Source organism: Lentibacillus daqui, assembly GCF_027186265.1.
Taxonomy (GTDB): Bacteria; Bacillota; Bacilli; order Bacillales; family Amphibacillaceae; genus Lentibacillus_C; species Lentibacillus_C daqui.
On the sequence record NZ_CP114176.1, the window covers coordinates 712,453 to 736,654 of the forward strand.

Genomic DNA, 24,202 nt, shown 5'->3' on the forward strand with positions numbered 1-24,202 from the left:
CAATCTTGGAGTGGGAATAAGAGGCTAACTTGATTTGGTGAGAGAACGCTGATTTAACAGCATTTATCTTGAGCCAAAATGGACAAAATAAGGTAAAAAAGATATAGTTCCCTACCAAAAACCCTACCAAGAAAAAAATTTTGGTAGGGAATTTTGCTTTTTCATTGAATTTTGGTAGGGGAATTAAATGAATTTTCTGTATAAGTATAAATGACACAAGAGATATTTCATTATTCGTATTATCGTGTGGAATTAAAATTAATTTAAATACATGTTAGAATGGGATTTAAAAGTTTAATTCAAAATACTTTTTATTACACGAACGGGCCAAATTGTGAAACAGACTGGGGGAAAGGAAGATGAAAAAAGGTATATGGATTGCGATAGGTGTAATTTTACTCATTGTCATAGCAACTCCATTTGTATTTATCTACTTGTTAAACAACGGAAATCCCTATACAAAATATCTAGCTAATAAAAATGTACCAGTTTATTTGGAAGAACAGGGATACACAGAAAATGACATAGAGGAATCGCATTATGTGGAGCCTAAACACGGTATAAACAGTGATTTTTATCACGGGCATTATATGGTCATATTTAAGGATGAGCCTGAAGTGACATATTATTATGGAATCACTAAAAAAGGGAAACAGGTAAAACAGTTCTGTGAAAAAGATATATTATCTTCTGATGGAATTACTGATACAATCGAAGAAAACACCAAACATAGCGAAAAAGACTGTTCTAAATCATTGTAATTATATTCCGGTTGCGATTGTTGAACAAAAAAAGGATACACATACTAGTTATGTCTATCCTTTTTATCCGCAATAATCAGGCAAAAAGTTTTAGGTGTTTTTATCAATGAAATTGAAATGGATGATGTGGTCAGTTCAGTTGATTCATTTATTGAATTAGTTTTGGAAAAAAACAATGAGGAATGGAGAATTGTAGACTTTAATTTTTTTCAGTATTGATAATATGTTATCATAGATTAAATGAAAATTATTCTAATTGAAGGTGATTTTCTTGCATAAACACGTGTTAAAAATAATGGTATTGATGATTTTTTCTATCAGCCTAGTAGCATGTGGAAATTCAGAAGCTAAAACAAATAATAATTTAACCTATGAAGATTTAGTAGATTTGACTATTGAAAAGTTTGAATCAGAGTTGCCTAAGTCAGGTGAGTTGGAATATGAACCTTATGATATAGATTATGGAAATGATTTAAGAAGTAATTCAGATATTACAATGTGGGAAAATGGAAAATATATAAAAATTGTTGTTTATGATAAAGAAGAAGATAAAAATGAAACAAACCATTATAGATTAAAAGATGATGAATTAGTGAATATAAACGGTCATCCAGACATTGACTTTGATTCTATAGAGGAACAAGAGCCCGATTATATAGAAGAAAAAGGAAAAATAATTAAGCAGTAATTAATTAGATAAAATTAATAGGAGGTAATAATATGAGTAAAGAAGTGACTAATGAGCAGATTTTACAAGCTATTAGTGAATTATCAAAAGAAGTAAAAGATGTAAAACAAGAGGTGAAGGAAAATTCTGATAAAATCGACAAGTTAGATGCTAAAGTAACTGTATTATCACAGGGATTACTAGATACTCAAGCAGAAGTAAAAATTCTTAAAAATGCAAAATGATAATTGCAATGAAAAGCAATGTCCTGAATTAAAGGGCATTCCAATTAGCGTGTTGAATTATGGTTGATTGGCGTATATTAAACTAACTTAAAATTCACAGACCCGTTTCCTTCAATAAACGACCAGATCGATAACTTTGAGGAATACGCAAAGGAGGATGTCAGTAAATGAAAAAAATCGGCTTGTTATTTGTGATTACTTTTATTTTCATTGTTGCAGGTTGCTCCCAAAACATTGAAGATGAAATTATCGGTACTTGGGAAAGCACAGATAAAGACGATGAGTGTTTAGAAGCGGAAAATGATAAATTAACATTTGAAGAAGACGGAACTGTGATAGGTGTAGAAGATTACAACAAATATAAAATCGCAGAATCTGAAAATGAGGATTTTGATTATGCCGTTTTAAGTGGCGATTTTAGTAACTCAAAACGATATAAAATTAAATTTGATCAAGATGATAATCTATGGTTGGTAGATGAAGATGATGAAGAAGGTTTTGATTCCTCAGTCACTTGTAAAATGGAAAAAGTGAATGATAAATGATGAAAATGAGAAAGATGAATAATGACCAAAAATAGAGTCGCTAAAATAGCATAATTAAAGGGAGTGAATCTATGAGTGTAGTTACTAACTATGCTGATTCTGTGAAGGTAGTTTTTGTTTATCAGAAGAATGAACAAGTGGAGGAAGTTACTCTTAATTCAGCAGAATTAATAGCTTTATTGAACTCTAAACAGGTATGGGTTGAGAATTTTAGAAATAATCTGAAAATAGAAAATACTGTATGGTCTTATAGTGATAGTGTTTCAATACAAATTTATTTAAAATAGTTCTTCTCCGTATTGCTTTCTGACTACTCTAAATTAAATATTTGATTTGTTAAAAGAGCAGATAAATTATCTGTTCTTTTTTATTGAAAAAAATAAGGAGGAATTGTTTTGCTAACGAATAAAACCATTTCAAAAAAAGAATTGCAAGATATTGGTTTCTTGCCATATCAAGCTGTAGAGTGCGCCCGGCATGGGCTATAACTTGGTGGTGAAAGTCCACTACAGGCTTGGCAGTAGGAACTGTTAGCGAAAGGCAAGGGTGTCCATTGTGAAGTGGAATCTGAAGGAAGCCGGACGCAAAATCCCGAACTGACGAACAGAAACTGTATACAAGGCTGAATGGGAATGGACGAGTTTGCTCTACAAAACAAAGTCCGATACTGCACGAGTTCCCTACAGTAAATACAGCAGTTACATGGGAGGAAGGTTATAGCCCTTACCCGGGGAGGTCTCACGGACGGGAGCAATCCTGGTTGAAATAAGATTTGTCGTGAGAAGTCAGCAGAAGCCATAATAGTTTCCACAGGAAATGAAGGGCTGAACAATCTTAAATCTTGGAAAACAGGGAGGTGTAGGCATCGCCGCCTAAGCGCAGAAAACATCGCGGTATAGACCAAACAGATGACTGCCTATGGAAAGATAGGTTGGAAACCGAAAGATACATAGGAGTGCGTAGGGATGCCAACATGGATATGAAAGAACAAGATGGTATCAATTTGATCGATGAAGTTATTGCATATGAAAACCTTTGGAAAGCCTATTGGAAAGTGAGAAGCAACAAAGGGGCACCAGGAATTGACGGTATCACGGTATACCAACTCAAAAGCCATATGATGAAGTACTTCTTTCCACTGCCTGTTCCACCAGCAATCAACATATATGGTAACTTATCATATTCCCAATAGAATGATTTCATCAGCTTTAAGCTGCCATTTTGCGCAGTAACTTCCTCAATCGAAATACGGTTCGCAATCATATCATAGAAAAGGACATATTCCACATAGGAATCGTGTAACGCTTTTGATACCAATTCACAGTACAAACCACTTTCCAGTTTGTTTTCGAAATTTAGTAATTGGTCTTGATATTTCCCCAATGTAATTTCTGTTTGAATATAAAGCAATCCTTTTTCAAGCCGATAGTACATTTTAGAAAAGTGACTAATTTTCTCTTTTGTTTTTCCGTTTGGTATGTCTTCAAAAAAGCTACTTGATTGTACTTGTTTTGTTTCATACCATCCGTTTTCCAAGATCATTTTAGCAAGTTTTTGACTTTAAGTCATAGGTGCATTCCTTAACTTCCGATGATACCGTTCCATCTTCATTTTGAAGAAAAACTTCTCTTCGTAATGCAGAAAACTTTAATAAACCAAATGTTTTTTCTTTATCAATGATAATACCTTGTGCTAATCTCATGTTTTTTTCCTCCATGCTTTGCCCATGTCATCTGCATGTAAAATATAATTTGTGAAACCACGTTCTCCAATCTTATAACCCTCTACGGTGATTCTTGCATTGACTAATTTTACTTTTTCCTCATGTTCAAAGAATTTTTTCCTGCTTCTTATGGAAGAATGACTTCAATATCATCTGCACGTTGAATATCGGAATACAGATTATAGCTTCGAGAAAGGGTGGTCATACGTCCATTAATTCTTCGGCGCTGTTCGACCTTGCCTTCTCCTGCGTATTCTAAATTTCCAAAAGTTTTTTCCATGTCGGTGTTACGTGTTTTAATTTCATCGGTATTTTCCTTTCTATGATGTTTATTTGTTTAAAGAGCTAATAAAAGTCATTAAAAGTAGGAGAGCGAGGTGAATATTCTTTCATGAAGTCACAACCTTTTTAAAATACTTAATACAACACAAGTGAAACCTTCATAAATAATTCGAAGTTTCAGTTTGACTACCAAGTTTGAATTTGATACTATTGAAGCAATGGAATATGTAAACAATTCAGATGATTAAATTTAGAAAGGATTGAACAAAATGACTGAATCTAGTGAAAAGAAAATTGATAATACTCTTCCTTATGGGACAACGGCTGATAACATAGTTAAATTACTTGATGCCATAAAGAATAAGCAGGGCGATGAAAAAGGAATTAAGGCTACATATACTGGCTCTAAATTAGAAAACACACAAAACACTTTGGAATTACTAGGTATTATTTCTGGTTTAAACCTTACTTCTAGAGGAAAAGCAATTGCTTTTGAGTCTGACGAATTAGTGAGGAATAGTCTTTTTCTAAAAGCGATTATGGAATATCCTCCCTATGAGTATTTCCTATTATATGTTATTCAGGATGGTGCTCCTGAGGAAACGGAAATAGATTTCCTTAAAAACTATTGGGGAAAAAATGATTATGGCACTTCTCCCAACAATCGTAATGAAGCCGCATCAGTATGTTTTTCTATTTTTCAGCTAGCTGGATTGGGGGAATATATCATCGGTCGTAAGGGAAAAAGTACGCGTTTTATTTGGCGGGATAACTACGTCAGTAAAATCAATGCTGCAAAGGAATCCAATGATGAAGTTGTCTCCGAAAATTTCACTGTAGAGAACAATCAAATAAATGATCTTCAGGAAAAACAACAGATGGAAAATAGCTTACAACCTCAGATTATTCAGACGAACAATGGATATAAAATGACTCCTTCCAATCTAACATTTCCAACAACTATAGAAATTAAGGTAGATTTTACCGACTGGGATTTAAAGAAAATCGCGGCTTTTATCAAGCTTTTAAAGGATGTAGAATTGGATGAAGACATTTAGAGACTATAGTTTTCCAAGTCAAATAGTATCTGTTACATTTTTAATGGATATTGTTTGTCGTTGTATTGATGGGGCAACTCTGGATAATCTGGTCAGTTATACGGGAAAAAGTAAAAGCTATGTTAAAAACGCCTTAATTGCAGCCTTAACTTTAGAACTTGTTGTAGAAGAAGATAATAAATATTTAGCAGTTTCAGAATGTGCTAATATTCTTTCGAATACACCTACAGAAGAATTAAAGATAGAAGTCTTTAAAAGTTGGCTGCAAAAGTTAGAACCGTTTGTTGTTTTTATGCAGTATATTTCATCTGGTGATAGTATTTCCTTAGCCATAAGAAAAATGACTTCTTTTTACAGTTTTAATCGATCTGTAAGCACTGTTGGAAAAATTCTCTCATCTTGGGGCAAGGGTGTTGGTTTGATAGATAAAAATGGTCACCCTTGCGTGCATACTTTTGAACCTGTCAATTTTGTAGATATAGATAGCATAAGGGCAGAGGTTGAGAGAGATGCCGCAATAAGGCTATATTTGACAGAACAATTATCTGTAGAAATATATTCATGGCTTTCTCATGATGAAATTGAAGAATTGGTTTCAAGCCTTAAAAAACACCAATCTGACGCACGAACATCTATTGGATGTGCTGGGAGAGCTTTAGAAGATATTCTTCGTAGAGTCGCAAGTGATTCTACCCTTGATGTTAGTAAAAAACATGGAATCAATCAAATTGCAAATTACTTGTACTCACATCGCGATGATAGTGGTCAATTGTTAAGTTCAATCCATTCTAAACAGTATAATACCGCTCAAGCCTTAGGAGATATTCGTAATATGGCTGGTCATAGTAAGGAAGCCAAAACCATGGAGCGTTGGGATATTACTATGTCTGGAGCTGTTGGATATATCCATCTGACATTGTCTCTGATAAAAAGTTTATATTACTACACAAAGAAAAAAATATACACATTTTAATGGACAAACATTTGTAAGATTTTTTCATAAACAGTTAACTTTGAAGGTTTACTATTTCCATTTTTATAATATATTTGTGGAAATTTTTCTTAGCTATAGAAAAAGCCGGAATGATTTCTCATTCCAGCTTTATGATTTATTAAATTCTGTGGCACAGTAGTGGCACACTTTATATCAATTTACATGCTTTTATTGTTTTTGATATTACCTTCAATCCTTTCATATCAACGATATTGCACTATATTGTATTGACGAAGTACTGAATGGGAACAGATAGTAAAAAAAGAGCCGAAATCTTGATTAAGGGAGTTCGGCTCTTAATTATAGTATTACTTTAATTTTATTGATTAGCAAATGATCTTATTTTGATTATGTTCAGATAATAATTAAAAGGAGAATACTTATGATAAAACATACGAATAATCGTATTAACTATTCATTACTGTTTAATCGATACACTCTCATTATAATTGCAATGATTTTATTTTACTTTAAATTATACGTTTTAACTTCCATATACATATTGTTTATAAGTTTATTGTTAATCCTGGTGGACAGAAAAGTATTTAAAAACAAGATAAGGAACTACTTTCTTGAACGGAAAAAACACAAAAACTTAAATTACTATTATATTACAGACGATAATAAGACAATTGATTTAAGGAAAAGAAAAGATACATATGGTTTATTTCAAGACTTAGCAATGGGGACATTTGTTATATTTATTTTTAATTTTATTTCATTGTATTATCTACTACAATATGTTTTTGATACGTCATCTATTTTGAATTTAATTATGTTGATCGGATTCATTGTCACAATTGTTATCGCTTATGGAGGAATACTAGCTGGAATAGTTTATAAATACACTACGACCATTTACGTTTTAATACCTGGATTAAGTGCATTTATTTATTTTGTTTTTATTGAGCCATTCATTGGTTTTGCACCAATTTTTATTAGATTAACGAGCTATCTACTTATTACACTATCACTGTATTTAATACTGGCATTCGTTTTTCCGGTGCATGTTTTAAGGAAATTAAACAGTAAAACAGTGCTAATTAGTTCCTTTTTAACCATTTCAGCAACTATTCTTACTCAGGTTATTTCTTTTTATTTTTTAAAGTATCTTCGGACGGAAAATTATTTTTTGACTGGCAATGATGCAGAAACAGTAACTGGAGTGTCAGATACGCTAAGAAATATAATTGTGGAAAACACAGAATTAATTGATATTATTAATTATTTTATTGAACGAGAAGCTTCAAATCAATTAACGTCAATTATAAGCCTGGTTATTACAACTCTCACGATATCTTATATAATAGGGGGATTAGTAATTAATAGGAAAATAGAAAAAAATAGATTAAAGGCAAAATCGCTTTTTCGAGAACTATTGAAAAATACATTTAAAGTAGATTATCAAATATTAAAACAGTGTTCTTTCTATGGTGGGGAGGAATATGAAAATCTAATATTAAATAATAGTTCGATGTTAGAAGTTGTCATGGATAACGAACCTGACCTTAATAATCCTCGAATATCAAGAATGAAAAGACTTATTGCATGGTATAAAAGAAAGTCTATCTTGTATTCCATTTTGAAAGAGTTAAAACAAATTAGAGACTCTAATTAATACTGCTTTGTTAATTATAGAATTAATTTCCCCATAAAATGACGTCCAAATGAATGAACGTTTGCACAGTAAGAGCGGCAGTATCTTATAGAATTTAACTAAATTTGAATAGTAGAGTTTTGGAAATCAGCATCTGAAATTAACAAGGATTTAACTAAGTGTAATTACATTTTTTCTATACAGTCTATTTGTTTATATACTCCCAAACGTTTTGAGTTTATAGTATTCTTTAAATGGTATAACGGACAAAAAACACTAAAAAACTGCCTAGATTTTATGATATGCTCCCTATGTAGTAGACAGAGAAATAACAAAAAATTTTGGCAGGGAATATTTTATTGGTATCCGGATTATCTTGTGGAATTAAAATTAATTTAAATGTATGTTAAAATAGGATTAAAAGTTCAATTCAAAATATTTTTTATTACATGAACGGAGTAAATTGTAGAACAACTATATAGTTGAAACTTAATATCACTTAAATCGTTATAAAAATTAAGATTAAGAAATATAAAAAATGTATAATCATGAATAAGTCAATAAAAGAAGGGCGATACAATTGAAACAATACCAATTCAATGATGTTTTATACATGAATAAAAGAAATGCTATCCAAGTGGAAAATAAGGAGAAAGAGGGGATTGGAACCATTGAAAAAGCAGATATTTCGGGATGTGAAAAAGGAAATGCAGTGTCATTTATTGCTCACAACGGATCCACTATCAAGATTGGCATTAAAAAACGAAATATCAAAAGCTTACTTGTTGCTACATATGTCATTGAAACAGAAGAGAAGACCTATTTTTTAAAAGATAAGCCAGGGAATAGCCTACTCTACTTTTGTGTTGTAGGAAATATCGACGGACAAGACATACGTATTGAAGAAAATTGGAGCAGTGATATAGAAGTGAAAATAGACCAAATTCACATCGCTACTATCAAAGCAAATGAGCTCACGTTTAAGACAACCATACTCATCGAAGACAATATTCATGAATCATCTGTACTTTTTGCAGTTACAATATTGATGTACTTTATGTATAAAACTTATAAGAATGAATCCGAATTTATTGAAAATATATTGTTTGATTAATGCTGAAACAACTATGCACTTATGTATAACTTTAAAGTCTTAGTATAAAGGAGCATCCGATTGGATTCATTGAAGTTTAGAATTAGTCGATTGTTTTTGTATTTTCTACTAGTATCGGTATTTCTATTTGTGACAGATAATTTCGGTCAATATTTGATAGAAACTCATGGTATGGACCGAAAAATAGCCATGCTTCTACAAGGAGTTATTTTTACTGGATTAACGCTCATTGTACTTTATATACTCAAGAGAAAAAGTCCAGAGTTGTTTAAAAGAATTGGCTTGAAAGGTGTAAATTCGTCATCTAAGTTGGCTATTGGAATTGCGTTGCCTTTTATTTTACTTGTATTAGGTATTTTAACGGCTTATTTACTCGGCGGGATTGAAAATGTCAGTATAAACTTGACAACAAGTGTTGTGATTTCCATTTTAATCAATACAGTAACGGCATTTATGTATGAAGCATTTCCAGAAGAGGTCTTTATCCGTGGATTAATATTTGAAGAGTTGCAAAAAAAATTCCGCTTTTTTATTTCGTTAATTTTGCAACCGTTAATCTTTATTTCGTTACCGACAACAGTGATGGCAATGGATTTTATATTCTTTGATAAGCCATTTGCAATAACTATAGATTATTTTATATTACTTTTTGCTTTTGGAATTGCTTTACAACTTTATAGAGCATATACAGGCTCATTATGGATGAATATAATCTTTCATATTGTTTATCTTGAAGTGGTAAGATATATTTCTATGGGAGGCACATATGACTCAGGTGTTGCACTTCTAGAGTTTGATGAAACGTTTGGAGGCTTCATGACGCTATACCTGTCATTTCTGTTTATTGTAATATTTAGTGTCGTGGCGTTATCAATTTTAATATTATATGATAAAAGAAAAAATAAGTCATAAATGTTCATTTTACAAACAACAACATTATAATTGCGTAAAATTAAATTGCCACATTTTCTAATATATATATATGTGTAATACGACAACAGAAGAGAAAGGAATATAAAAATGAGAAATTCAACGAAGCTCTTTAATTTCAACGTCCTCCTAATTTTACTGGTTTTATTGATGGCTGGATGTAATGGTAAAGGAGCTACCAATGAAGTCTCTGAACAAAAAGACACAAATAACGACTCCAAATTACAAGAGGAAGTTATTGATGCAGAAGAAGAAACTGATGATACGGAAAAGGATATAAACAATCCAACTGGCAAAACAGAAGATGAACAAAAGCAAACCCAATCATCGACAAATGGAACTAACAACACCAAAGAATCTAATGAAACTAACAATTCGTCCTCTGAGAAAACTGAAAAAGGGGAGACAAATAATACACCTAAAAACGAAAATAACAACGCATTGTCTGGATACTCCCCTCAAGAAATTGAATATGCGCGAGTCTGGTTGCAACTTGGAGAAGTGAAAGATGTGGAGGAATTGAATGTTCGCCACATTCCATCTGGTACACCTCTTAATCCTGACGATAAAACAAGTGTAAACTATCCCAATGATGTCATTCAACTAACAGGAAGCCGTTTGGTTGATGGCGTGGTAACTTATAGTAGTAATGGAAATGGAACGATTAATGTTTATAACGTTCCTTTGCGTTGGGATGGGAAAAAACCCGCTGGGGAGGATTTTTATAAAAATATTATCAATAACACAAAGTTAGTATCAGTCGATGTAGGCAATGATGAGGAAGTCAAAAAGTTAATTGAAAAAATTAAAAATTAGATTAATTACTACAAATTTAGTTGCACATAAAAAGGGACTTGGTGAAGAGGTGAAATATGAGGTATTTAAAGGGTTTGTATATTGTTATGGCGATAATGGTATGGTATTTGTTAATTTGACAAGCGAATACATTTTGAAAGGTAAGTATTCAGCTATTGCGGGTTCGGTTACAGTTCTTTTATTTATTTTTGGAACATGGTTTTTATTAATGCAAGACATTACTTATCCAAGAAGTAATGTGCGGCAAACGGCCAGATAATTGAATAATACCTTTGAAGAACATTGGATATTTATGTTGAAAAAAATAAAGGGATTGTGAAAGATTGTACTTAAGCTAACGGGTAGCTTAGTACAAAGTAATATGTCCAAATTAATATCAATGTAGAATGGGAGGTGAAAGATTGGATATTTATGTTTGGGTTTTGTCTTTCCTAATCATATTTATGCTTCACAATTTAGAGGAAATTATAACGATTGAAAGATGGTTTCAAAAAACGTATCCTCGGGTTAGTAAAAGGATACCTTCATTTGCACAAAAGGAACTCAAGAATTATAAAGATATTACATCCGTACAGTTTTCTATCGTTGTTTTTGTGTTTTCCGTCTTTGTCTCTGCATTGATATTGATAGCTGTAAATACACAACATCATTATTTGTTTTTGGGGGTAACCCTACTTTTTGCTTTAAACATTTTTACCCATCCATTACAGGCTTTGTACTTAAGGTGCTACACTCCAGGATTTTTGACATCACTATTACTGATTATTCCCTATTACAGTTTATTTTTCTATCACTTCTATAAAACTGATATGTTATCCTTGAACTCGATTGTTGGTTCAATAATTGTAATGGTCTTTCTTATACCAATATTTCTCCTTAGTCATAAAATTGGAGAGAAGTGGAGTTAACTTTTCAATGTAAGCGTCAAATAAAACACACGTAGGAAACAACGGTTATAATTTTACTTGACTCTAACGTAGCGTAATACCTTAGTCTTGAAATATGGAGGTGAACTACACTGTTTACAACGGGGGACGTTTGCAAAAGAACTGGACTTACTGAACGCTCTATACGATACTATTCTAATTTGGATTTATTAAAAGCAAGGAAGAATGCTAACGGCCAGTTATTTTTATCTAAATTTGACTTAGAAAAAATTGTACAAATGCTTGCCGCGAAGATTACAGATTATAAACCTAAAGATTTAATAGACCGACAACCTTCATTAGGATTAGTTAAAAATGACTTAACACAAATAATTGCTGACTTAGAAAATATATTATTTCATTTAGACCTAACTGACTCCGAGGAAAATCTTATGGAAAATATAAAGTTGCTTCAAGATTATAAGGTTAAATATTTGCTAAAAAGGTGATTAAAATGGGTATGACTTATAAGGTAATCGATACAGTGGAACAATACGAAGAATTACTTGCGATTACGGATTTGGAAAAAAGAAAAAATTACTTTCGTTATACAATGATGGAGCCATTTAAGGAAATGTGGAATTTAATCAATGTTCCTATAAAAGCAAAACAAGAAAATGGGTATGATGTTATAATGGCTACAAAAATGCTTGGTTATGCAGATATTTCCAACAGTAAACAAATCAAACAGGGGTTATCAATCCTAAAAGAAAATAACGCTTATACAGTAGCGGATAATACCATCAAAAACTGTATAGAAAACGCTAATAAGTCAGGTTTGAAAGTAAATGCTGATGAAATAAAGTTTGGATTGTATGTTGCAAATCCTGATAAACTGAAGCTACAGAAAGGATATACGGGGTTCGGAGGTATTCCCGGGTTTATTACTGTGAATATCTATCCAAATGAATATAATTTACCGAAACTTCCCGCAATTATTGCTCATGAATTTCATCACAATATTCGTTTTTCTTATTTTGATTGGGACCATGGTAACGTAACAGTAGGAGATTATCTTGTTATAGAAGGTTTAGCCGAGTCATTTGCAAAAGAATTATACGGAACAGAACAATTAGGACCTTGGGTTACTAGCATGGATAAAGAAGAATTAGAGTATTCAACCGATATTATTGGTGAAGCTCTTGACGTAAAAGGGTTTGCCGAAGTGAGCAGTTATATGTTTGGTGATGAAATTGCGGAACAAGAAGGGTATCAACCTGTTGGGCTTCCTTTCTGTGCCGGTTATGCAGTAGGATATAAGGCTGTTCAGTCCTATATGAAAAAGTATAATAAGACAATATATGAAGCAACTTTGGCTTCCACTGATGAAATAATTCATTCATTTGGTTCTCTTTCCAAATAATCAAGATTTATCCTGAAATGAAAATATTCAGGAATTTCTATCCATATGGATTGATTTTCCTCTTTCCAATTTCTCACCTTTATCAAAAGCTCCATTCTTCCGAGTGTAATTATTAAAATTTTTTCTTAGGGTTTTCAAGTATTAATAGTTTTTCTTTCATAGGAAGACCGCCACGGAAACCTGTTAAATTTCCATTCTTCGCAACTACTCGGTGACATGGAACTACTATTAAAACTGGATTCGCTCCAATAGCTGTGCCAACAGCTCGTGCAGCGGTTGGAGTGCCAATGTTATTGGCTATATCCGAATAGGAGGCCGTTTCACCATACGGAATTCTTTGCAGTTCATTCCATATCATTTCTTGAAAGGGGGTACCTTTCACATCTATTGGAATATCAAAATTTTTTCTTTTTCCTTTTAAATATTCTTCCAGCTGAACCATATATGGACGGATCTTTTCGACGTTTTCGATGAGCGTTGTCCCTGATCGTTTTTTATCTATCCAATTTTTCAACTCGTTTATCCCTTCATTTAGAGAGCCAACGTAGCATAGACCTTTGTCTGTTGCTGCAACATAGATTGTCCCATTTTTATCATTCATTTCTCCGTAATAAACAGCTTGTTTTTGTTCACTTTTCATTTTTTGACACCTTCCTTTTGATATTTTTTTCTAAAATCTCTCGGAGTCTGTTTGTTTTTCTCTTTAAACAGTGTTGAAAAGCGTGAGGCATTGGCAATACCGACTAATTCACCGATTTCTTGAATAGGAAACTCCGTGTGCAATAAGTATTCCTTCGCCTTGGACATCCTGATCTGTTGCAAATATTCTAATGGTGTTATTCCTCTTATACTCTTAAAAACACGATGCAGGTGATAGGGGCTACCGTGACAATTATCTGCTATCTTGTCCAGCGTTAAGGGTTTTGTATAATTTTCCTTTATATACAGTTCAACATGTGCAACCCATTCTTCATCAGGTAAGCGGCCACCACCAGATTTGCATCGTTTACAAGGTCTATAACCTGCCTTTATAGCATTTTCTGCAGTCAAGAAAATCCTGACGTTATCAAAATTTGGTACTCTCGATTTACAAGAAGGTCTGCAGAATATTTTAGTGGTTTTTACAGCATAAAAGAATTGGTCATCATAGCTCTTATCATTTTCGATAATAGCCTTTCTTTGTTCTTCTGTTGGTTTTGTCATCATGATGCCATCACCTCTGACTTAAATTGTACACGTAATACTGAAAAGAAAAACATATATCAGCTTAAATAGCAAGATATGAAAACTTTTTATGAAAAATGATTCATATCTCGAAATAAGAGTATGAAAGAATATTTTTTGCTGTAATGTCAATTTTTACAATGCTATGGTTGTATAATTATTGATACTGAAAAAATTGTTTTATGCATATTAAGCTTCCTAAGCGTTTATATCTGCACGGTACAGCAGTAATGTCGACATTACAGCCGTTAAGTGGCGCAATCGGTGTCTCGGTATTTATCAGCCTTTTGAATTCTAAACAAGCAAGTTACCTAGAAGGTGTAGCAGTTCCCGCGTCAGAGGCTTCCTTGACAGAGGCGATGGTTGTTGCGGTAGAACATGTTTATTTTATTATCTTTATCTTTACGATAGTTACAGTGTTATTGTCATTTGTCGTTTATCGAGCACGCCCATTGGAAGAAGATAAACCGGCGGAAGAAATGCAGGAACCTTAAAAAGGGATATTGCTTTTTACACAATATCCCTTTTTCTTCACTTCCTATGGTAGAATTTTGGCGGAGAACCTATTCATTTTTACGCACCATCAAAATGCTGTCAAATCAACGTTTTCACTTCTAATACTCTTAGTGAATTACTCCTCTGTTATTACAGTATTTTTATGAAACAAAAAGAATTGAATTTAAGACCTACTTTGAACTCTTTTCTCCAAAATTAATCTTTTAACCCATTTTGTCATTTCTTAGTATTTTGTTTACCCAAACAAAAGCAACCGTTTTATACGAAAAACCTACATGCAACTATAATACTTCTTTAACATTGAGAAGGCTGTTCATAAAAATTAAAAACTATCTTTAATAAAAGAATACGTCAATATTCTGTATTGAACCCATAAATACCATATAACTACTGTAAATGATATTAGGTCAGCAATAGGAGTGGCCAACCATACTCCCAGCAATCCAAGGAACTTTGGCAAAATATAAACGAGCGGAATCAGCAGTATTAGCTGTCTTAATGAGCTGAGGAAAATTGCTTTCCGAGCGTCTCCTATATACTGAAAGAAATTAGCACCAATCATTTGAACACCAACAATTGGCACCATGCAGCAGAAAATGCGCATACCCAAGGTTGCAGTATTCAATAGTTCAGAATCGGTGCTTCCACCAAATGCTGAAACAATATAGCTGCTAAAAATTTCAATTAATAGGAACATGATGATACAAAAAAACAACACGTACTTTATTGCATATTTCATCGTTTCCTTTACTCGATCTATTGCCGTATGACCATAGCTATATCCGATAATAGGCTGAATTCCTTGCCCGAGACCTATGATTGGCATATATACGAGCATAGCAATAGTATATATCACACCATAAGCAGCAAGCCCTGTGTTTCCTCCATATTCGTATGCTACTCTATTGAATATTAAAGAGACCAAGCTTAAAGATATTTGTCCAATAAAGCCAGAAAATCCAACAGGTAGAATTTGCTTTATTTCGTCTAGATAAAAGCGCATGTATGTGTGATGTAGCATAATACCAGTATTATTTTTAAATAGGAATTGCAAGGTCAATGTTACACTAACAAGGTTTCCAATTACGAGTGCAAGAGCAGCACCACCAACGCCAAGATCTAAAACAAAGATGAAGATAGGATCGAGAATGATATTAACAAGTATTGCAACAAAAAAATTGATGAATGCTCTTTTGGCAAAACCCATGCTACGAATGATACTATTCATTGATTGTGAAACAACAAAGAACACGGATCCTACCAGAAAATAGGTTGAATACTCAACGGCATAATCAATATTCCCACTATTAGCACCATATAAGTGAAGAACAGGCTTAAGAAACATTATCCCCAACACAGCAATTAATAATGACAGCGCCAATGATAAAACGAACGATGTACCTACAATTTTTTTTGCCCGTTCATTATTGTTTTTCCCCAGTACAATGGAAAGATTTGCACCGGCTCCAGACCCAATTAGCTGTGCCAATGATTGCATAACAAGGTACAAGCCAAAAGCCACCGTTACAGCTGAGATTGCGAGTGTATCGACGCCTTTAGCAATGAAAATGCGGTCAATTGCCATATTGATTGAATTTACTAATAAAGCAAGGATGGCAGGTGTGGAGAAGTTCCTGATTAATTTTGGTACTGGCATAGTTTCAAGCTTATTAATAAGATCACCTCTTAATTTTATTATATAACATGAGTAATTACTCGTGTTTTGAAGTATACCTCCCTCTGTTTAGATTGTCAATATAAATATGAGTAATTACTCGTATTTATATTGACAATCCAATGAATTAGCTTTACAATACAGCTTATAATAGAAAGGGATGATCATAATTTGGAAAGCAATTCAAATGTTTCGAGACGTCGAGTTCCCAAGCAAAACAGAAGCATACAAAACCGGGACAAAATACTGAAAGCCGGCTTAAAATTATTCAGTGAAAAAGGATATTACGACACAACGACAAATGAAATAGCAAAAGTTGCTGGTGTATCAATAGGGAGCTTATACTCATATTTTAATGATAAAGATGCGATATTCCTTAGTATATTGGATAACTACCATAAAAAGTTTCTTTCATTTTTCCATGAAAAAGATGAGGATTTAAGTTATGAGCTATATGCCCGTGATATTAGGCAATGGTTAAGAAATCTTATGCTCAAGTTACTTGATATACACGAATCTGTGAAAACATTGAACAGAGAGATGAACATCATGTACTACTCAAAACCACAAGTAGCACGTATCATGGATACACAAACAGAGCGAATACGTACAATGACAATGAGTTTTATCGCTCGATCTGAGAGTAGTGTTTATGATATGGAGGCAACATCTGCGATTGTAGTCGACTTCATTTCCACAGTAATTGACAGGATTCTTTATAAAGAAAACGATAACTTGGATAAAGATAATATCATTGAAGCTGCTGTGGACGTTCTTGCAAAATATTTAACTTAGAACAGAATAGTAAAAAAGGTCGCATATCAATTACTTATGCAACCTTTTTTTAGACAGTATAAAAATATAAAATATGTGAGCATCAACTCAAAAAAGAGACTTTAGGGTGGTTTTTCCATGTTAAATTTACCTTCTTAACCGACTGTGATTCTTGTAAAGCAATATAACTTTGTTTTATTAATGTTCCAGGTTTCTATTCTTATATATTGTGATTCGTATTAGGTTCTAACTAAAAATATAAACGCTCAAAGCCGCAGGGGGAGAGTTAATCATTCATTAATATTTTTTCTGTTTTGAATCGATCCCATATAGAAAATAAAATTTGTGCGGCAAGCGCTATTATTAACAGTACAACAATAATAACGGCCAGATATTTTAAGTCAGAACCAAGATTTCCTCCGCCAAAAATCAAACTGAAATAACTGTTCACTCCATACGTCGCAGGTAGAAAGTTTCCAAGTTCATTGTAAAAAGACGGCAATAACTCACGAGGTACAATAGCCCCTGAACTAACTAATTGAGTTGCTGTTAATGCAATGTTAAAAATCATTCCAGGATTTCCAAATAACATAACGAAAAGTTGAGAGATGGCCAAAAAGCTAAAGAGTAATATTGCTTGGATTCCCCATAAGGTGATAAAGTTATAATCCAGTTCAATATTAAATAGATACATGAGGCAAACGGTTAATAATGAAATGCCAATAGCTAATAGAATATTAATAATTTGTCTGCCAAAGAAAAGGGAGAACCGGCCATGCTCCTGTGTTAACTTTCCATTTGTAAGCTGTAAATACTGACTAATCAACATAGCACTAATGTAGGACGCCAATACAATTAACAGTGGAACCATCGTAATCGCAAATCCCTCTTTTTCATTTGTTTTTTCTATATTTGCGTTCATAGGGTTCACTTGTGTATTTTCTTGTACCAAATCTACAACTTGGCTGGCTACTTCTTCGATAACTGCTCCCATTTCTTCATTTGGTGCTTCTGCTGCTACCTTTTGTGGAATATTCTCCGCTATTTGAGCATCTATGGTTTCCCGAACTTGTCGATTGACTTGACTATTTAACGTATTAGCTGCTGTTTCCATCATTTGTTTTGTTAAGGTAGGGGCAGATTGGTTAATAAAATAATCAATTGCTACCGTTTCACTGTTTTGAAGTTGTTCCATCATATTGTCTGGAAGATGAATGAGCATGTTCACGTTACGCTCATCTAACTTCTGTTTTGCTTCATTTAATTTTTCATATTCTGTTATTTGAAATAAATCTCTATCTTTTATTTCCGTTACAATTTCTTTTCCAAGCTCTTGATCATCATTTACGATTCCAATGGAAAATTGATTTGTCCGATCATACACACCATCGTAACCAGTCAACCAGACAATAACAAAAATAAGTTGAAAAGCAATTGCTGCGGTAATACCTAATAGTGTTTCTTTTTGTTTAAAAAAACTTTTTAATACACTCATATTAATCCTCCTTAATTGAAAGCAAGTACATACTTTCATATTGTTTAAAAAAATTATTGTAGTGTTTTGATAAAGAATGCAATATTTTTATCTATAAATTCTTCAATTGACAGTTCTTCTGCTTCTGATAAGATTCTTGTTTTTGATAAAAAATATCCAAAGTTAATAAAAGCAAAATTAGTAGCAAGGGTATAAGGATCTGCTTTTTTTATTTTTCCTCTTTCTATCATTTGTTCAAAATAATGCGTGATGATTTCAATATATGTTTGTGGGACCTTTTTTAGCATATCGTTTAATTCAGCGAATTCATTAGATTCTCTTAAGGCCAATAAAATCACTGTTTTTTTCTGATCCAATAAAGCCTGATATTCTCTGACTAACATTTTTAAATCTTTTTCTATATCCCAAACCACTTTTTCAGCAAAAGTATCTTCTAGCAACTCAACAAAGGCATATTTTTGAATGGCTGCTTCCACAATGCCTTTTTTGTTACCAAAATGGCGAAATATGGTTACTTCATTTACATTGGCTCTTTGGGCGATTGCTCGGGTTGTTGCCCCCTTGTATCCCTTTTCATAAACTAATTCTATGGCTGCTTCAATAATTTTATCTTCCGTTGAAATATGCAAAGCTTTTCCTCCAATACATAGCAAGTACTTACTTGCATTAATTTTAAAGGCAATGTTTAATTGTGTCAATAGTGATTAATTCTTTAAGTAATAAATTGTTTAAGTTATTGTTTTTATTGAGAAAAGAACCTCGAAATAAAATCATTGACGCTATTATGGGACAGGGATATAGATTATCGGATTTCATCTAACTACAGTGAAGAGAAAAGGACCGGGTGGGGTTTGCCCGGTCTATATGATGGAAAGGGATATGGGCAATTTAAGAATGATGTAGCAGAGGTCATTGTTGAGTCAATACGTCCTATTCAAGAAAGTTATGAGGATATTGTTAAAAGTGTATATCTTGATGACGTATTAACTGAAGGTGCTTCGAGAGCCTCGAAAAAGGCTGCAAAAACACTTCATAAAGTTGAATTTGCAATGGGCTTGGCAAGATGTTGAAGGTAAAGGACTTTAACAAAAATTAAGAGAGTAACCAAGGAGATTCGATGGCTTTTCGCTAAGCATTTGCACAATTTAATCACTTAACATTTTGGATACAATGAAAAGAGAATGTATGTTAATATGCTGAACTCCATGAAGTGGAAGGGTTTACAAATTCATCCCACTAGCTTATACAATTGTTGATGGGAAGATTGTATATAAAGTAGGATAAATCGAACAATTTACAAGGTGACAATAAATTACCTGGGTATTGCGGCTCCCCTAAAGGAAAGTCTGTTGTAGTTGAACGTCTTTTCAACAGACATAAGATGATTAAAAGGGCTAGCCCGCAAGATTAGGCAGTCTCTTTTTTATGTGGTAGCTCGGAAACCAGGTAATAAAGAAATGTTCCACACTCATCGTGAAAAGATGCGATTTTCCGTCGCACAAAAACGAACAGTATTAAATTACTGTTCGCCTCTAAAACCTTCCTCATTGGGGATCAATTGGTGTTTTAACTGTTGAATATGCTTCCATTATCTCTGCTGCATCAAATAATGTATCTTCCCGGAACCGTCTTCCAAGAATCTGAACCCCAACCGGAAGACCATCTACAATAGAAGTTGGTAAAGATACGGAAGGAAATCCGAGCACTGCAAGAGACATCATCGACCATTGTGTGGAAATAATTTGCCGCATACCTTTTGAGCTTTCAATATCTGCATCTTGCTTAAATGCCTGTTCTGTTGAAACAGGGAGCAAAAGTAATGGATGAGTCTGTAGAAACTCCTGAAGTTTATAGATTAATGTTCCACGGCGGGAATATCCTTTAATATAATCAGAAAGGCTTGGGTCTTTCCCCCAAAATTCCTCTGTTACTTCAAAGAAATGTTTCACACCTTTTTTGATTCCTTCATCACCATATTGCTCTACAAGCGGCATGGCTTCTTTGAAATCCATCATACAGAGTAAATACCATAGTTCAAATGCTTCTTTAAACAACGGAAGGTTGACTTCTTCCACTACATAACCAGCTTTGCGCAAATTTTCTGCTGCCTGATCTAAAGCCTGATTTACAGCTGCTGATGGTTTTTCAATCCCTACATCACGCAATAACCCTACACGAATCGGAGTTTGAAGCGGTTCTCCTTGTAAAGGGACCGGTGCATATAAGGTTTCACGAGGATGGAACCGACTCATGGCAGCAAAACTTAGGCGAAGATCAGAAACTGAACGGGCCAATGGTCCTTCTACTGCCATGAATTGGCCAGCTGGTGATTGATCACCGTCAGGATCGCCATACCAGCTTGGAATTCTTCCTGGAGTCGGCCGAAGTCCCATTATTCCACAAGTGTAAGCGGGATAACGCACAGATCCTCCAATATCATTACCATGGGCCACAGGAGTCATCCCGGATGCTACAGATGAAGCCGCCCCTCCACTAGAACCGCCTGGTGTTCTTGTAAGATCCCATGGATTAAGTGTTCTCCCATGCAAGTCGTTGCTTGTAACCCATCGATAGGAAAACGCAGGTGTGTTGCTGCGTCCTACAATGACAGATCCAGAATTGCGTAAATTTACAGCTACCGGGCCATCTTCCGCAGCTATATTATCCTTAAAGGCGACAACTCCATCAGTAGTTGCCTGTCCCGCTTGGTCGCTATTGATTTTTATGGATATAGGCACTCCATGCAATGGTCCAAGAATATTCCCTTGCGCCAAAGCGCGGTCCGCCTCATCAGCCGCAGCAAGTGCTTCTTCAGGAAGGACTTTTACAAGGGCATTTAATGTTGGGTTCACTTCCTCAATTCGGTTTAAGCAGCTTATAACTGCTTCCCTTGAAGAAATTACTCCGGTTCGAATCGCATGAGCTAGTTCTGTTGCAGTCCAACGCCATAATTCATCTTCTGTTGTAAGACTTTGAGTTTGAAATGATTGCAAAAAAATCGCCACCTTTATTAAAGTTAGAGAAAGTGCTTTCATAAAACTTATTGTAATAACTAAAAAGTTGGGAAACAATTACCCAAACGAACCATATTTCCTGAAAAGGTGGATAGTTTGAATTATAATTGATTTACAAAAGTGAATTCTGATTGGGAGGGATAATGGTTGACAGCCTTATCTAAAGATAACTATGAAAAAATACTTACATTTATGGATCAAGCTATCGAACCTAACCAAGCCTTCCGTAATGATGTTCTTCATTCTTTTAAGGATGTATTTGGTTACCATCTTTCGAACTTTTGGCTAATTGATGAAAAACATAATTTAAAAGACCCTGTTACCTTAAATATTTCTCCATGCGCTATGAAGGAATACATTGAATGTCGTTATAAGACTGATATTTTAAGGCCACAAAGAACGCTTCCCTTTTTTCAAAAACAGCTTGTGTTGGAGATTGAGGACCTTGTCTCGAAAACTGAATATGAAAACAGCTATTTTTATAATGATTTTATGGTTCGATATGGATATTATCATGAGATAGCTGTATGTATAAAATCGGGAAATAAACAGCTGGGCAGCCTTGCTTTTCTTAGATTTGAGGATGAGGAACCATTTAATCTTCAGGACCATATGTGTCTAGAGATTATTTCACGATATTTATCACATAAGTTAAAGAACTATCTTGAGTTTGAAAAGATACCTGAATATACATTATTAACAACTCGGGAAAAAGAGTTGCTGAGATTTGTTCAAAAGGGGTATACAAATACAGAGATTGCCAATCTATTATTTATCAGTACAAATACTGTAAAGAAGCATTTACAAAGCCTATATCAAAAACTAGACGTACCAAATCGGACGAGCTTAAGTTATAAGGCTCATAAACTTCTAAAATGATGTTTACCAATGTCAGCGTTTATCAAAAATATTTATTTCCAAAAAAAGGGTCTACCACAGTCTAAGAATGTGGTAGACCCTTCTGATATTCACTCTTTTCCCATTAACCAATACCATAACCTCAATTTCAACCATAAACTCCGGTGATGCTTATGCATTGACTTCAACAATCGTATCGACTGGATTCGGATTTGTTGCGGTTCGCTTAGCAATGATATGCATCATCTTAAAATATCTGCATCTCTTCATAAGTAGCGGAGATTTACACTTCCATTTCTTTAATTTTTGCATTCGGACTTAATACTTCTTCTGGCTTAAACGCTTCTAATGGCTCTCCGTTTTTAACTTTGTTAACCCAATCATGGTTGGCTAAGGCTCCCTTACCTAAAGTAATCACATCAGCTTCTCCATTCTCAATGATTTCTTTCGCTTTTTCTGGATTTTCCAAATGACCATTAGCGATGACAGGAATTTCACCATATTTCTTTGCAAGTGATACAAGAGATGCTCCACTTGTATCAAATGCAGGTTGCCATGCCTCATATTCCGTAACATGAATATAATTGAGGCCTGCCTTCCCTAATTGGCCAAAAATGATTTCTGCATCTTGTTCTTTTCCCGCCCACTTATGTGCATAGTCATTGACTTTAGCTTGTGAAATTCGAATACCAACAATAAAATCTTTTCCAACTGCTTCTCGAATAGCTTTAGACACTTCTACCAATAAACGAACCCGGTTTTCCGTAGAACCACCGTACTCGTCCGTACGCTGATTTGTATACTCAGTAAGGAACTGATCAAGTAAATAGCCATTGGCACCGTGTATTTCAATTCCGTCAAATCCAATTGATTGCGCACGTTTTGCAGCATTAACGAATCCGGTAATAACTTCTGCAATCTCTTCTTTTGTCGCTTCTCTTGGAGTTGGAAATGGACCCTTACCTATATACATTTCTAATTGCTCACCTTTTGGTTGAATAGCAGAAGGTGCAATTCTCTCTTCAGTAAAACAGTTTCCTTGGGAAATAGAACCCGAATGCTGTAATTGCATAAAAATTTTCGCACCTGCTTGATGAACGGAGTCTACAAGTTTTTTCCAGGCTTCAGCTTGTTCCTTAAAAACAATCCCGCCTTGATCAAAATATGTTTGGCTATATTTGTCATCAATGTAAGTACCTTCTGTAATGATTAGGCCGAACCCTCCCTGAGCAAAAGATTTGTAGTACGAAACCATCTGATCGGTTACTAATCCTTCAGATGTTGCGCTGATGCGAGTCATGGGTGCAACCCCTACTCGGTTATTTAATGTTGTATTACCTAATGTCACTGTCTCAAATAACTTGTTTATGTCTGTCATTGTCGAAACTCCTTCTTGCATAAAGATTTATATATATTCTTTAGCTAAACATAATGTATTATTCAACGTCCTTCAATACTGCATACCACCCCTTTTAGGCATTCGTTTTTTATTTATTAACCTCTTCATCAATAGTTTGCTCAAGTATCCTTTAAGCATATAGATTAGAAAACTATTCAGGTTATAACTATCTGTGCACGAATTCATTGTAATTCATCATCTGCATTTAGTAAAATAGATATAAATG

The 24,202-nt window shown here is 33.9% G+C and carries 28 protein-coding genes and 2 pseudogenes; 19 read left to right on the forward strand and 11 right to left on the reverse strand.

Annotated elements, in window-relative coordinates; translation table 11 throughout:
* Window positions 1-359: 359 nt before the first annotated feature.
* The 5 genes from O2S85_RS03825 (at window position 360) to O2S85_RS03845 (ending at window position 2,505) form a co-directional block, all read left to right on the forward strand.
* Window positions 360-761: a DUF3139 domain-containing protein gene (locus O2S85_RS03825; RefSeq protein WP_269411394.1), complete on the forward strand. Its 402-nt coding sequence runs from the start codon at window positions 360-362 to the stop codon at window positions 759-761.
* A 295-nt stretch (window positions 762-1,056) separates the two neighbouring features.
* On the forward strand, window positions 1,057-1,449 hold the full coding sequence (locus tag O2S85_RS03830; protein ID WP_269411395.1) for a hypothetical protein: 393 nt from the start codon (window positions 1,057-1,059) through the stop codon (window positions 1,447-1,449).
* A 32-nt stretch (window positions 1,450-1,481) separates the two neighbouring features.
* Window positions 1,482-1,673, forward strand: a complete 192-nt coding sequence (locus O2S85_RS03835) for a hypothetical protein (RefSeq protein WP_269411396.1) — start codon at window positions 1,482-1,484, stop codon at window positions 1,671-1,673.
* A gap of 167 nt (window positions 1,674-1,840) precedes the next feature.
* Complete coding sequence (locus tag O2S85_RS03840) at window positions 1,841-2,218, forward strand: DUF2147 domain-containing protein (protein WP_269411397.1); 378 nt, start codon at window positions 1,841-1,843, stop codon at window positions 2,216-2,218.
* Between the two features lie 71 nt (window positions 2,219-2,289).
* The gene (locus O2S85_RS03845) at window positions 2,290-2,505 is read left to right on the forward strand and encodes a hypothetical protein (protein WP_269411398.1); all 216 of its coding nucleotides are present in this window, start codon (window positions 2,290-2,292) and stop codon (window positions 2,503-2,505) included.
* Between the two features lie 820 nt (window positions 2,506-3,325).
* On the opposite strand, the pseudogene O2S85_RS03850 reads toward O2S85_RS03845, so the two are convergent.
* From O2S85_RS03850 to O2S85_RS18895, 4 genes and pseudogenes are all read right to left on the reverse strand, one after another.
* A pseudogene (locus tag O2S85_RS03850) lies at window positions 3,326-3,775 on the reverse strand (ATP-binding protein); the annotation flags it as partial.
* Window positions 3,771-3,920: pseudogene (locus O2S85_RS03855) on the reverse strand (DUF961 family protein); the annotation flags it as partial. The pseudogenes O2S85_RS03855 and O2S85_RS03850, both read right to left, overlap by 5 nt.
* Window positions 3,917-4,072: a DUF961 family protein gene (locus O2S85_RS18890; RefSeq protein ID WP_439649450.1), complete on the reverse strand. Its 156-nt coding sequence runs from the start codon at window positions 4,070-4,072 to the stop codon at window positions 3,917-3,919. The gene O2S85_RS18890 and the pseudogene O2S85_RS03855, both read right to left, overlap by 4 nt.
* Window positions 4,069-4,221 carry a DUF961 family protein gene (locus O2S85_RS18895; protein ID WP_439649429.1) on the reverse strand — a complete coding sequence of 51 codons (153 nt, stop codon included), beginning with the start codon at window positions 4,219-4,221 and terminating at the stop codon, window positions 4,069-4,071. Before O2S85_RS18895 ends, O2S85_RS18890 begins: the two co-directional genes overlap by 4 nt.
* 271 nt (window positions 4,222-4,492) lie before the next feature.
* Here O2S85_RS18895 and O2S85_RS03865 point away from each other — a divergent pair, with 271 nt between their 5' ends.
* From O2S85_RS03865 to O2S85_RS03910, 10 genes are all read left to right on the forward strand, one after another.
* Window positions 4,493-5,281 carry a hypothetical protein gene (locus O2S85_RS03865; protein ID WP_269411399.1) on the forward strand — a complete coding sequence of 263 codons (789 nt, stop codon included), beginning with the start codon at window positions 4,493-4,495 and terminating at the stop codon, window positions 5,279-5,281.
* A complete protein-coding gene (locus O2S85_RS03870; RefSeq protein ID WP_269411400.1) occupies window positions 5,268-6,254 on the forward strand; it encodes a hypothetical protein in 987 nt (328 codons plus the stop codon). The genes O2S85_RS03865 and O2S85_RS03870 overlap by 14 nt, the downstream gene beginning before the upstream one ends.
* 550 nt (window positions 6,255-6,804) lie before the next feature.
* A complete protein-coding gene (locus O2S85_RS03875) occupies window positions 6,805-7,893 on the forward strand; it encodes a hypothetical protein (RefSeq protein WP_269411401.1) in 1,089 nt (362 codons plus the stop codon).
* A 559-nt stretch (window positions 7,894-8,452) separates the two neighbouring features.
* Window positions 8,453-8,986, forward strand: coding sequence for a hypothetical protein (locus O2S85_RS03880; RefSeq protein WP_269411402.1), 534 nt, complete (start codon window positions 8,453-8,455; stop codon window positions 8,984-8,986).
* Between the two features lie 129 nt (window positions 8,987-9,115).
* Entirely contained in the window at window positions 9,116-9,898 is a 783-nt protein-coding gene (locus tag O2S85_RS03885) for a CPBP family intramembrane glutamic endopeptidase (protein ID WP_269411403.1), read from the forward strand.
* Between the two features lie 168 nt (window positions 9,899-10,066).
* Complete coding sequence (locus O2S85_RS03890) at window positions 10,067-10,732, forward strand: YdeJ family lipoprotein (RefSeq protein ID WP_269411404.1); 666 nt, start codon at window positions 10,067-10,069, stop codon at window positions 10,730-10,732.
* Complete coding sequence (locus tag O2S85_RS03895; RefSeq protein WP_269411405.1) at window positions 10,713-10,991, forward strand: hypothetical protein; 279 nt, start codon at window positions 10,713-10,715, stop codon at window positions 10,989-10,991. The genes O2S85_RS03890 and O2S85_RS03895 overlap by 20 nt, the downstream gene beginning before the upstream one ends.
* A 127-nt stretch (window positions 10,992-11,118) precedes the next feature.
* A complete protein-coding gene (locus O2S85_RS03900) occupies window positions 11,119-11,640 on the forward strand; it encodes an HXXEE domain-containing protein (RefSeq protein WP_269411406.1) in 522 nt (173 codons plus the stop codon).
* Window positions 11,641-11,750: 110 nt separating this feature from the next.
* A complete protein-coding gene (locus O2S85_RS03905) occupies window positions 11,751-12,107 on the forward strand; it encodes a MerR family transcriptional regulator (RefSeq protein ID WP_269412466.1) in 357 nt (118 codons plus the stop codon).
* 5 nt (window positions 12,108-12,112) lie between these two features.
* Window positions 12,113-13,021: a DUF2268 domain-containing putative Zn-dependent protease gene (locus tag O2S85_RS03910; RefSeq protein WP_269412467.1), complete on the forward strand. Its 909-nt coding sequence runs from the start codon at window positions 12,113-12,115 to the stop codon at window positions 13,019-13,021.
* A gap of 112 nt (window positions 13,022-13,133) precedes the next feature.
* On the opposite strand, the gene O2S85_RS03915 is transcribed toward O2S85_RS03910, so the two are convergent.
* Both O2S85_RS03915 and O2S85_RS03920 read right to left on the reverse strand, forming a co-directional pair.
* Window positions 13,134-13,661, reverse strand: coding sequence for a methylated-DNA--[protein]-cysteine S-methyltransferase (locus O2S85_RS03915; protein WP_269411407.1), 528 nt, complete (start codon window positions 13,659-13,661; stop codon window positions 13,134-13,136).
* Entirely contained in the window at window positions 13,658-14,227 is a 570-nt protein-coding gene (locus O2S85_RS03920) for a bifunctional transcriptional activator/DNA repair enzyme AdaA (RefSeq protein WP_269411408.1), read from the reverse strand. Before O2S85_RS03920 ends, O2S85_RS03915 begins: the two co-directional genes overlap by 4 nt.
* Before the next feature lie 200 nt (window positions 14,228-14,427).
* Here O2S85_RS03920 and O2S85_RS03925 point away from each other — a divergent pair, with 200 nt between their 5' ends.
* The gene (locus O2S85_RS03925) at window positions 14,428-14,739 is read left to right on the forward strand and encodes an MFS transporter (RefSeq protein ID WP_269411409.1); all 312 of its coding nucleotides are present in this window, start codon (window positions 14,428-14,430) and stop codon (window positions 14,737-14,739) included.
* 344 nt (window positions 14,740-15,083) lie between these two features.
* On the opposite strand, the gene O2S85_RS03930 is transcribed toward O2S85_RS03925, so the two are convergent.
* Complete coding sequence (locus tag O2S85_RS03930; protein WP_269411410.1) at window positions 15,084-16,418, reverse strand: MATE family efflux transporter; 1,335 nt, start codon at window positions 16,416-16,418, stop codon at window positions 15,084-15,086.
* Window positions 16,419-16,607: 189 nt separating this feature from the next.
* Between O2S85_RS03930 and O2S85_RS03935 the strand changes: the two genes are divergently transcribed.
* Entirely contained in the window at window positions 16,608-17,231 is a 624-nt protein-coding gene (locus tag O2S85_RS03935; RefSeq protein WP_269411411.1) for a TetR/AcrR family transcriptional regulator, read from the forward strand.
* A 265-nt stretch (window positions 17,232-17,496) separates the two neighbouring features.
* Here O2S85_RS03935 and O2S85_RS03940 read toward each other — a convergent pair whose 3' ends face one another.
* Window positions 17,497-18,705: a YhgE/Pip domain-containing protein gene (locus O2S85_RS03940; protein WP_269411412.1), complete on the reverse strand. Its 1,209-nt coding sequence runs from the start codon at window positions 18,703-18,705 to the stop codon at window positions 17,497-17,499.
* 53 nt (window positions 18,706-18,758) lie between these two features.
* Window positions 18,759-19,403 (reverse strand): TetR/AcrR family transcriptional regulator, encoded by a 645-nt coding sequence (locus tag O2S85_RS03945; protein ID WP_269411413.1) that lies wholly within the window; start codon window positions 19,401-19,403, stop codon window positions 18,759-18,761.
* 75 nt (window positions 19,404-19,478) lie between these two features.
* Between O2S85_RS03945 and O2S85_RS03950 the strand changes: the two genes are divergently transcribed.
* Window positions 19,479-19,775, forward strand: coding sequence for a hypothetical protein (locus tag O2S85_RS03950; protein WP_269411414.1), 297 nt, complete (start codon window positions 19,479-19,481; stop codon window positions 19,773-19,775).
* Window positions 19,776-20,249: 474 nt separating this feature from the next.
* On the opposite strand, the gene O2S85_RS03955 is transcribed toward O2S85_RS03950, so the two are convergent.
* Window positions 20,250-21,698 (reverse strand): amidase family protein, encoded by a 1,449-nt coding sequence (locus O2S85_RS03955; protein ID WP_269411415.1) that lies wholly within the window; start codon window positions 21,696-21,698, stop codon window positions 20,250-20,252.
* Between the two features lie 168 nt (window positions 21,699-21,866).
* On the opposite strand from O2S85_RS03955, the gene O2S85_RS03960 reads away from it, so the two are divergent.
* The gene (locus tag O2S85_RS03960; protein ID WP_269411416.1) at window positions 21,867-22,598 is read left to right on the forward strand and encodes a response regulator transcription factor; all 732 of its coding nucleotides are present in this window, start codon (window positions 21,867-21,869) and stop codon (window positions 22,596-22,598) included.
* Between the two features lie 262 nt (window positions 22,599-22,860).
* Here the strand turns inward: O2S85_RS03960 and O2S85_RS03965 are convergent, their stop codons facing one another.
* On the reverse strand, window positions 22,861-23,955 hold the full coding sequence (locus tag O2S85_RS03965; protein WP_269411417.1) for an oxidoreductase: 1,095 nt from the start codon (window positions 23,953-23,955) through the stop codon (window positions 22,861-22,863).
* Window positions 23,956-24,202 lie beyond the last annotated feature (247 nt).

Bases quoted from the DNA above. Each gene is read 5' to 3' on its own strand.
- O2S85_RS03825 (WP_269411394.1), top strand. From the start codon at position 360: ATGAAAAAAGGTATATGGATTGCGATAGGTGTAATTTTACTCATTGTC.
- O2S85_RS03830 (WP_269411395.1), top strand. From the start codon at position 1,057: ATGGTATTGATGATTTTTTCTATCAGCCTAGTAGCATGTGGAAATTCA.
- O2S85_RS03835 (WP_269411396.1), top strand. From the start codon at position 1,482: ATGAGTAAAGAAGTGACTAATGAGCAGATTTTACAAGCTATTAGTGAA.
- O2S85_RS03840 (WP_269411397.1), top strand. From the start codon at position 1,841: ATGAAAAAAATCGGCTTGTTATTTGTGATTACTTTTATTTTCATTGTT.
- O2S85_RS03845 (WP_269411398.1), top strand. From the start codon at position 2,290: ATGAGTGTAGTTACTAACTATGCTGATTCTGTGAAGGTAGTTTTTGTT.
- O2S85_RS18895 (WP_439649429.1), bottom strand. From the start codon at position 4,221: ATGGAAAAAACTTTTGGAAATTTAGAATACGCAGGAGAAGGCAAGGTC.
- O2S85_RS03865 (WP_269411399.1), top strand. From the start codon at position 4,493: ATGACTGAATCTAGTGAAAAGAAAATTGATAATACTCTTCCTTATGGG.
- O2S85_RS03870 (WP_269411400.1), top strand. From the start codon at position 5,268: ATGAAGACATTTAGAGACTATAGTTTTCCAAGTCAAATAGTATCTGTT.
- O2S85_RS03890 (WP_269411404.1), top strand. From the start codon at position 10,067: ATGGCTGGATGTAATGGTAAAGGAGCTACCAATGAAGTCTCTGAACAA.
- O2S85_RS03900 (WP_269411406.1), top strand. From the start codon at position 11,119: ATGGGAGGTGAAAGATTGGATATTTATGTTTGGGTTTTGTCTTTCCTA.
- O2S85_RS03910 (WP_269412467.1), top strand. From the start codon at position 12,113: ATGGGTATGACTTATAAGGTAATCGATACAGTGGAACAATACGAAGAA.
- O2S85_RS03915 (WP_269411407.1), bottom strand. From the start codon at position 13,661: ATGAAAAGTGAACAAAAACAAGCTGTTTATTACGGAGAAATGAATGAT.
- O2S85_RS03920 (WP_269411408.1), bottom strand. From the start codon at position 14,227: ATGATGACAAAACCAACAGAAGAACAAAGAAAGGCTATTATCGAAAAT.
- O2S85_RS03925 (WP_269411409.1), top strand. From the start codon at position 14,428: ATGCATATTAAGCTTCCTAAGCGTTTATATCTGCACGGTACAGCAGTA.
- O2S85_RS03930 (WP_269411410.1), bottom strand. From the start codon at position 16,418: ATGCCAGTACCAAAATTAATCAGGAACTTCTCCACACCTGCCATCCTT.
- O2S85_RS03940 (WP_269411412.1), bottom strand. From the start codon at position 18,705: ATGAGTGTATTAAAAAGTTTTTTTAAACAAAAAGAAACACTATTAGGT.
- O2S85_RS03965 (WP_269411417.1), bottom strand. From the start codon at position 23,955: ATGACAGACATAAACAAGTTATTTGAGACAGTGACATTAGGTAATACA.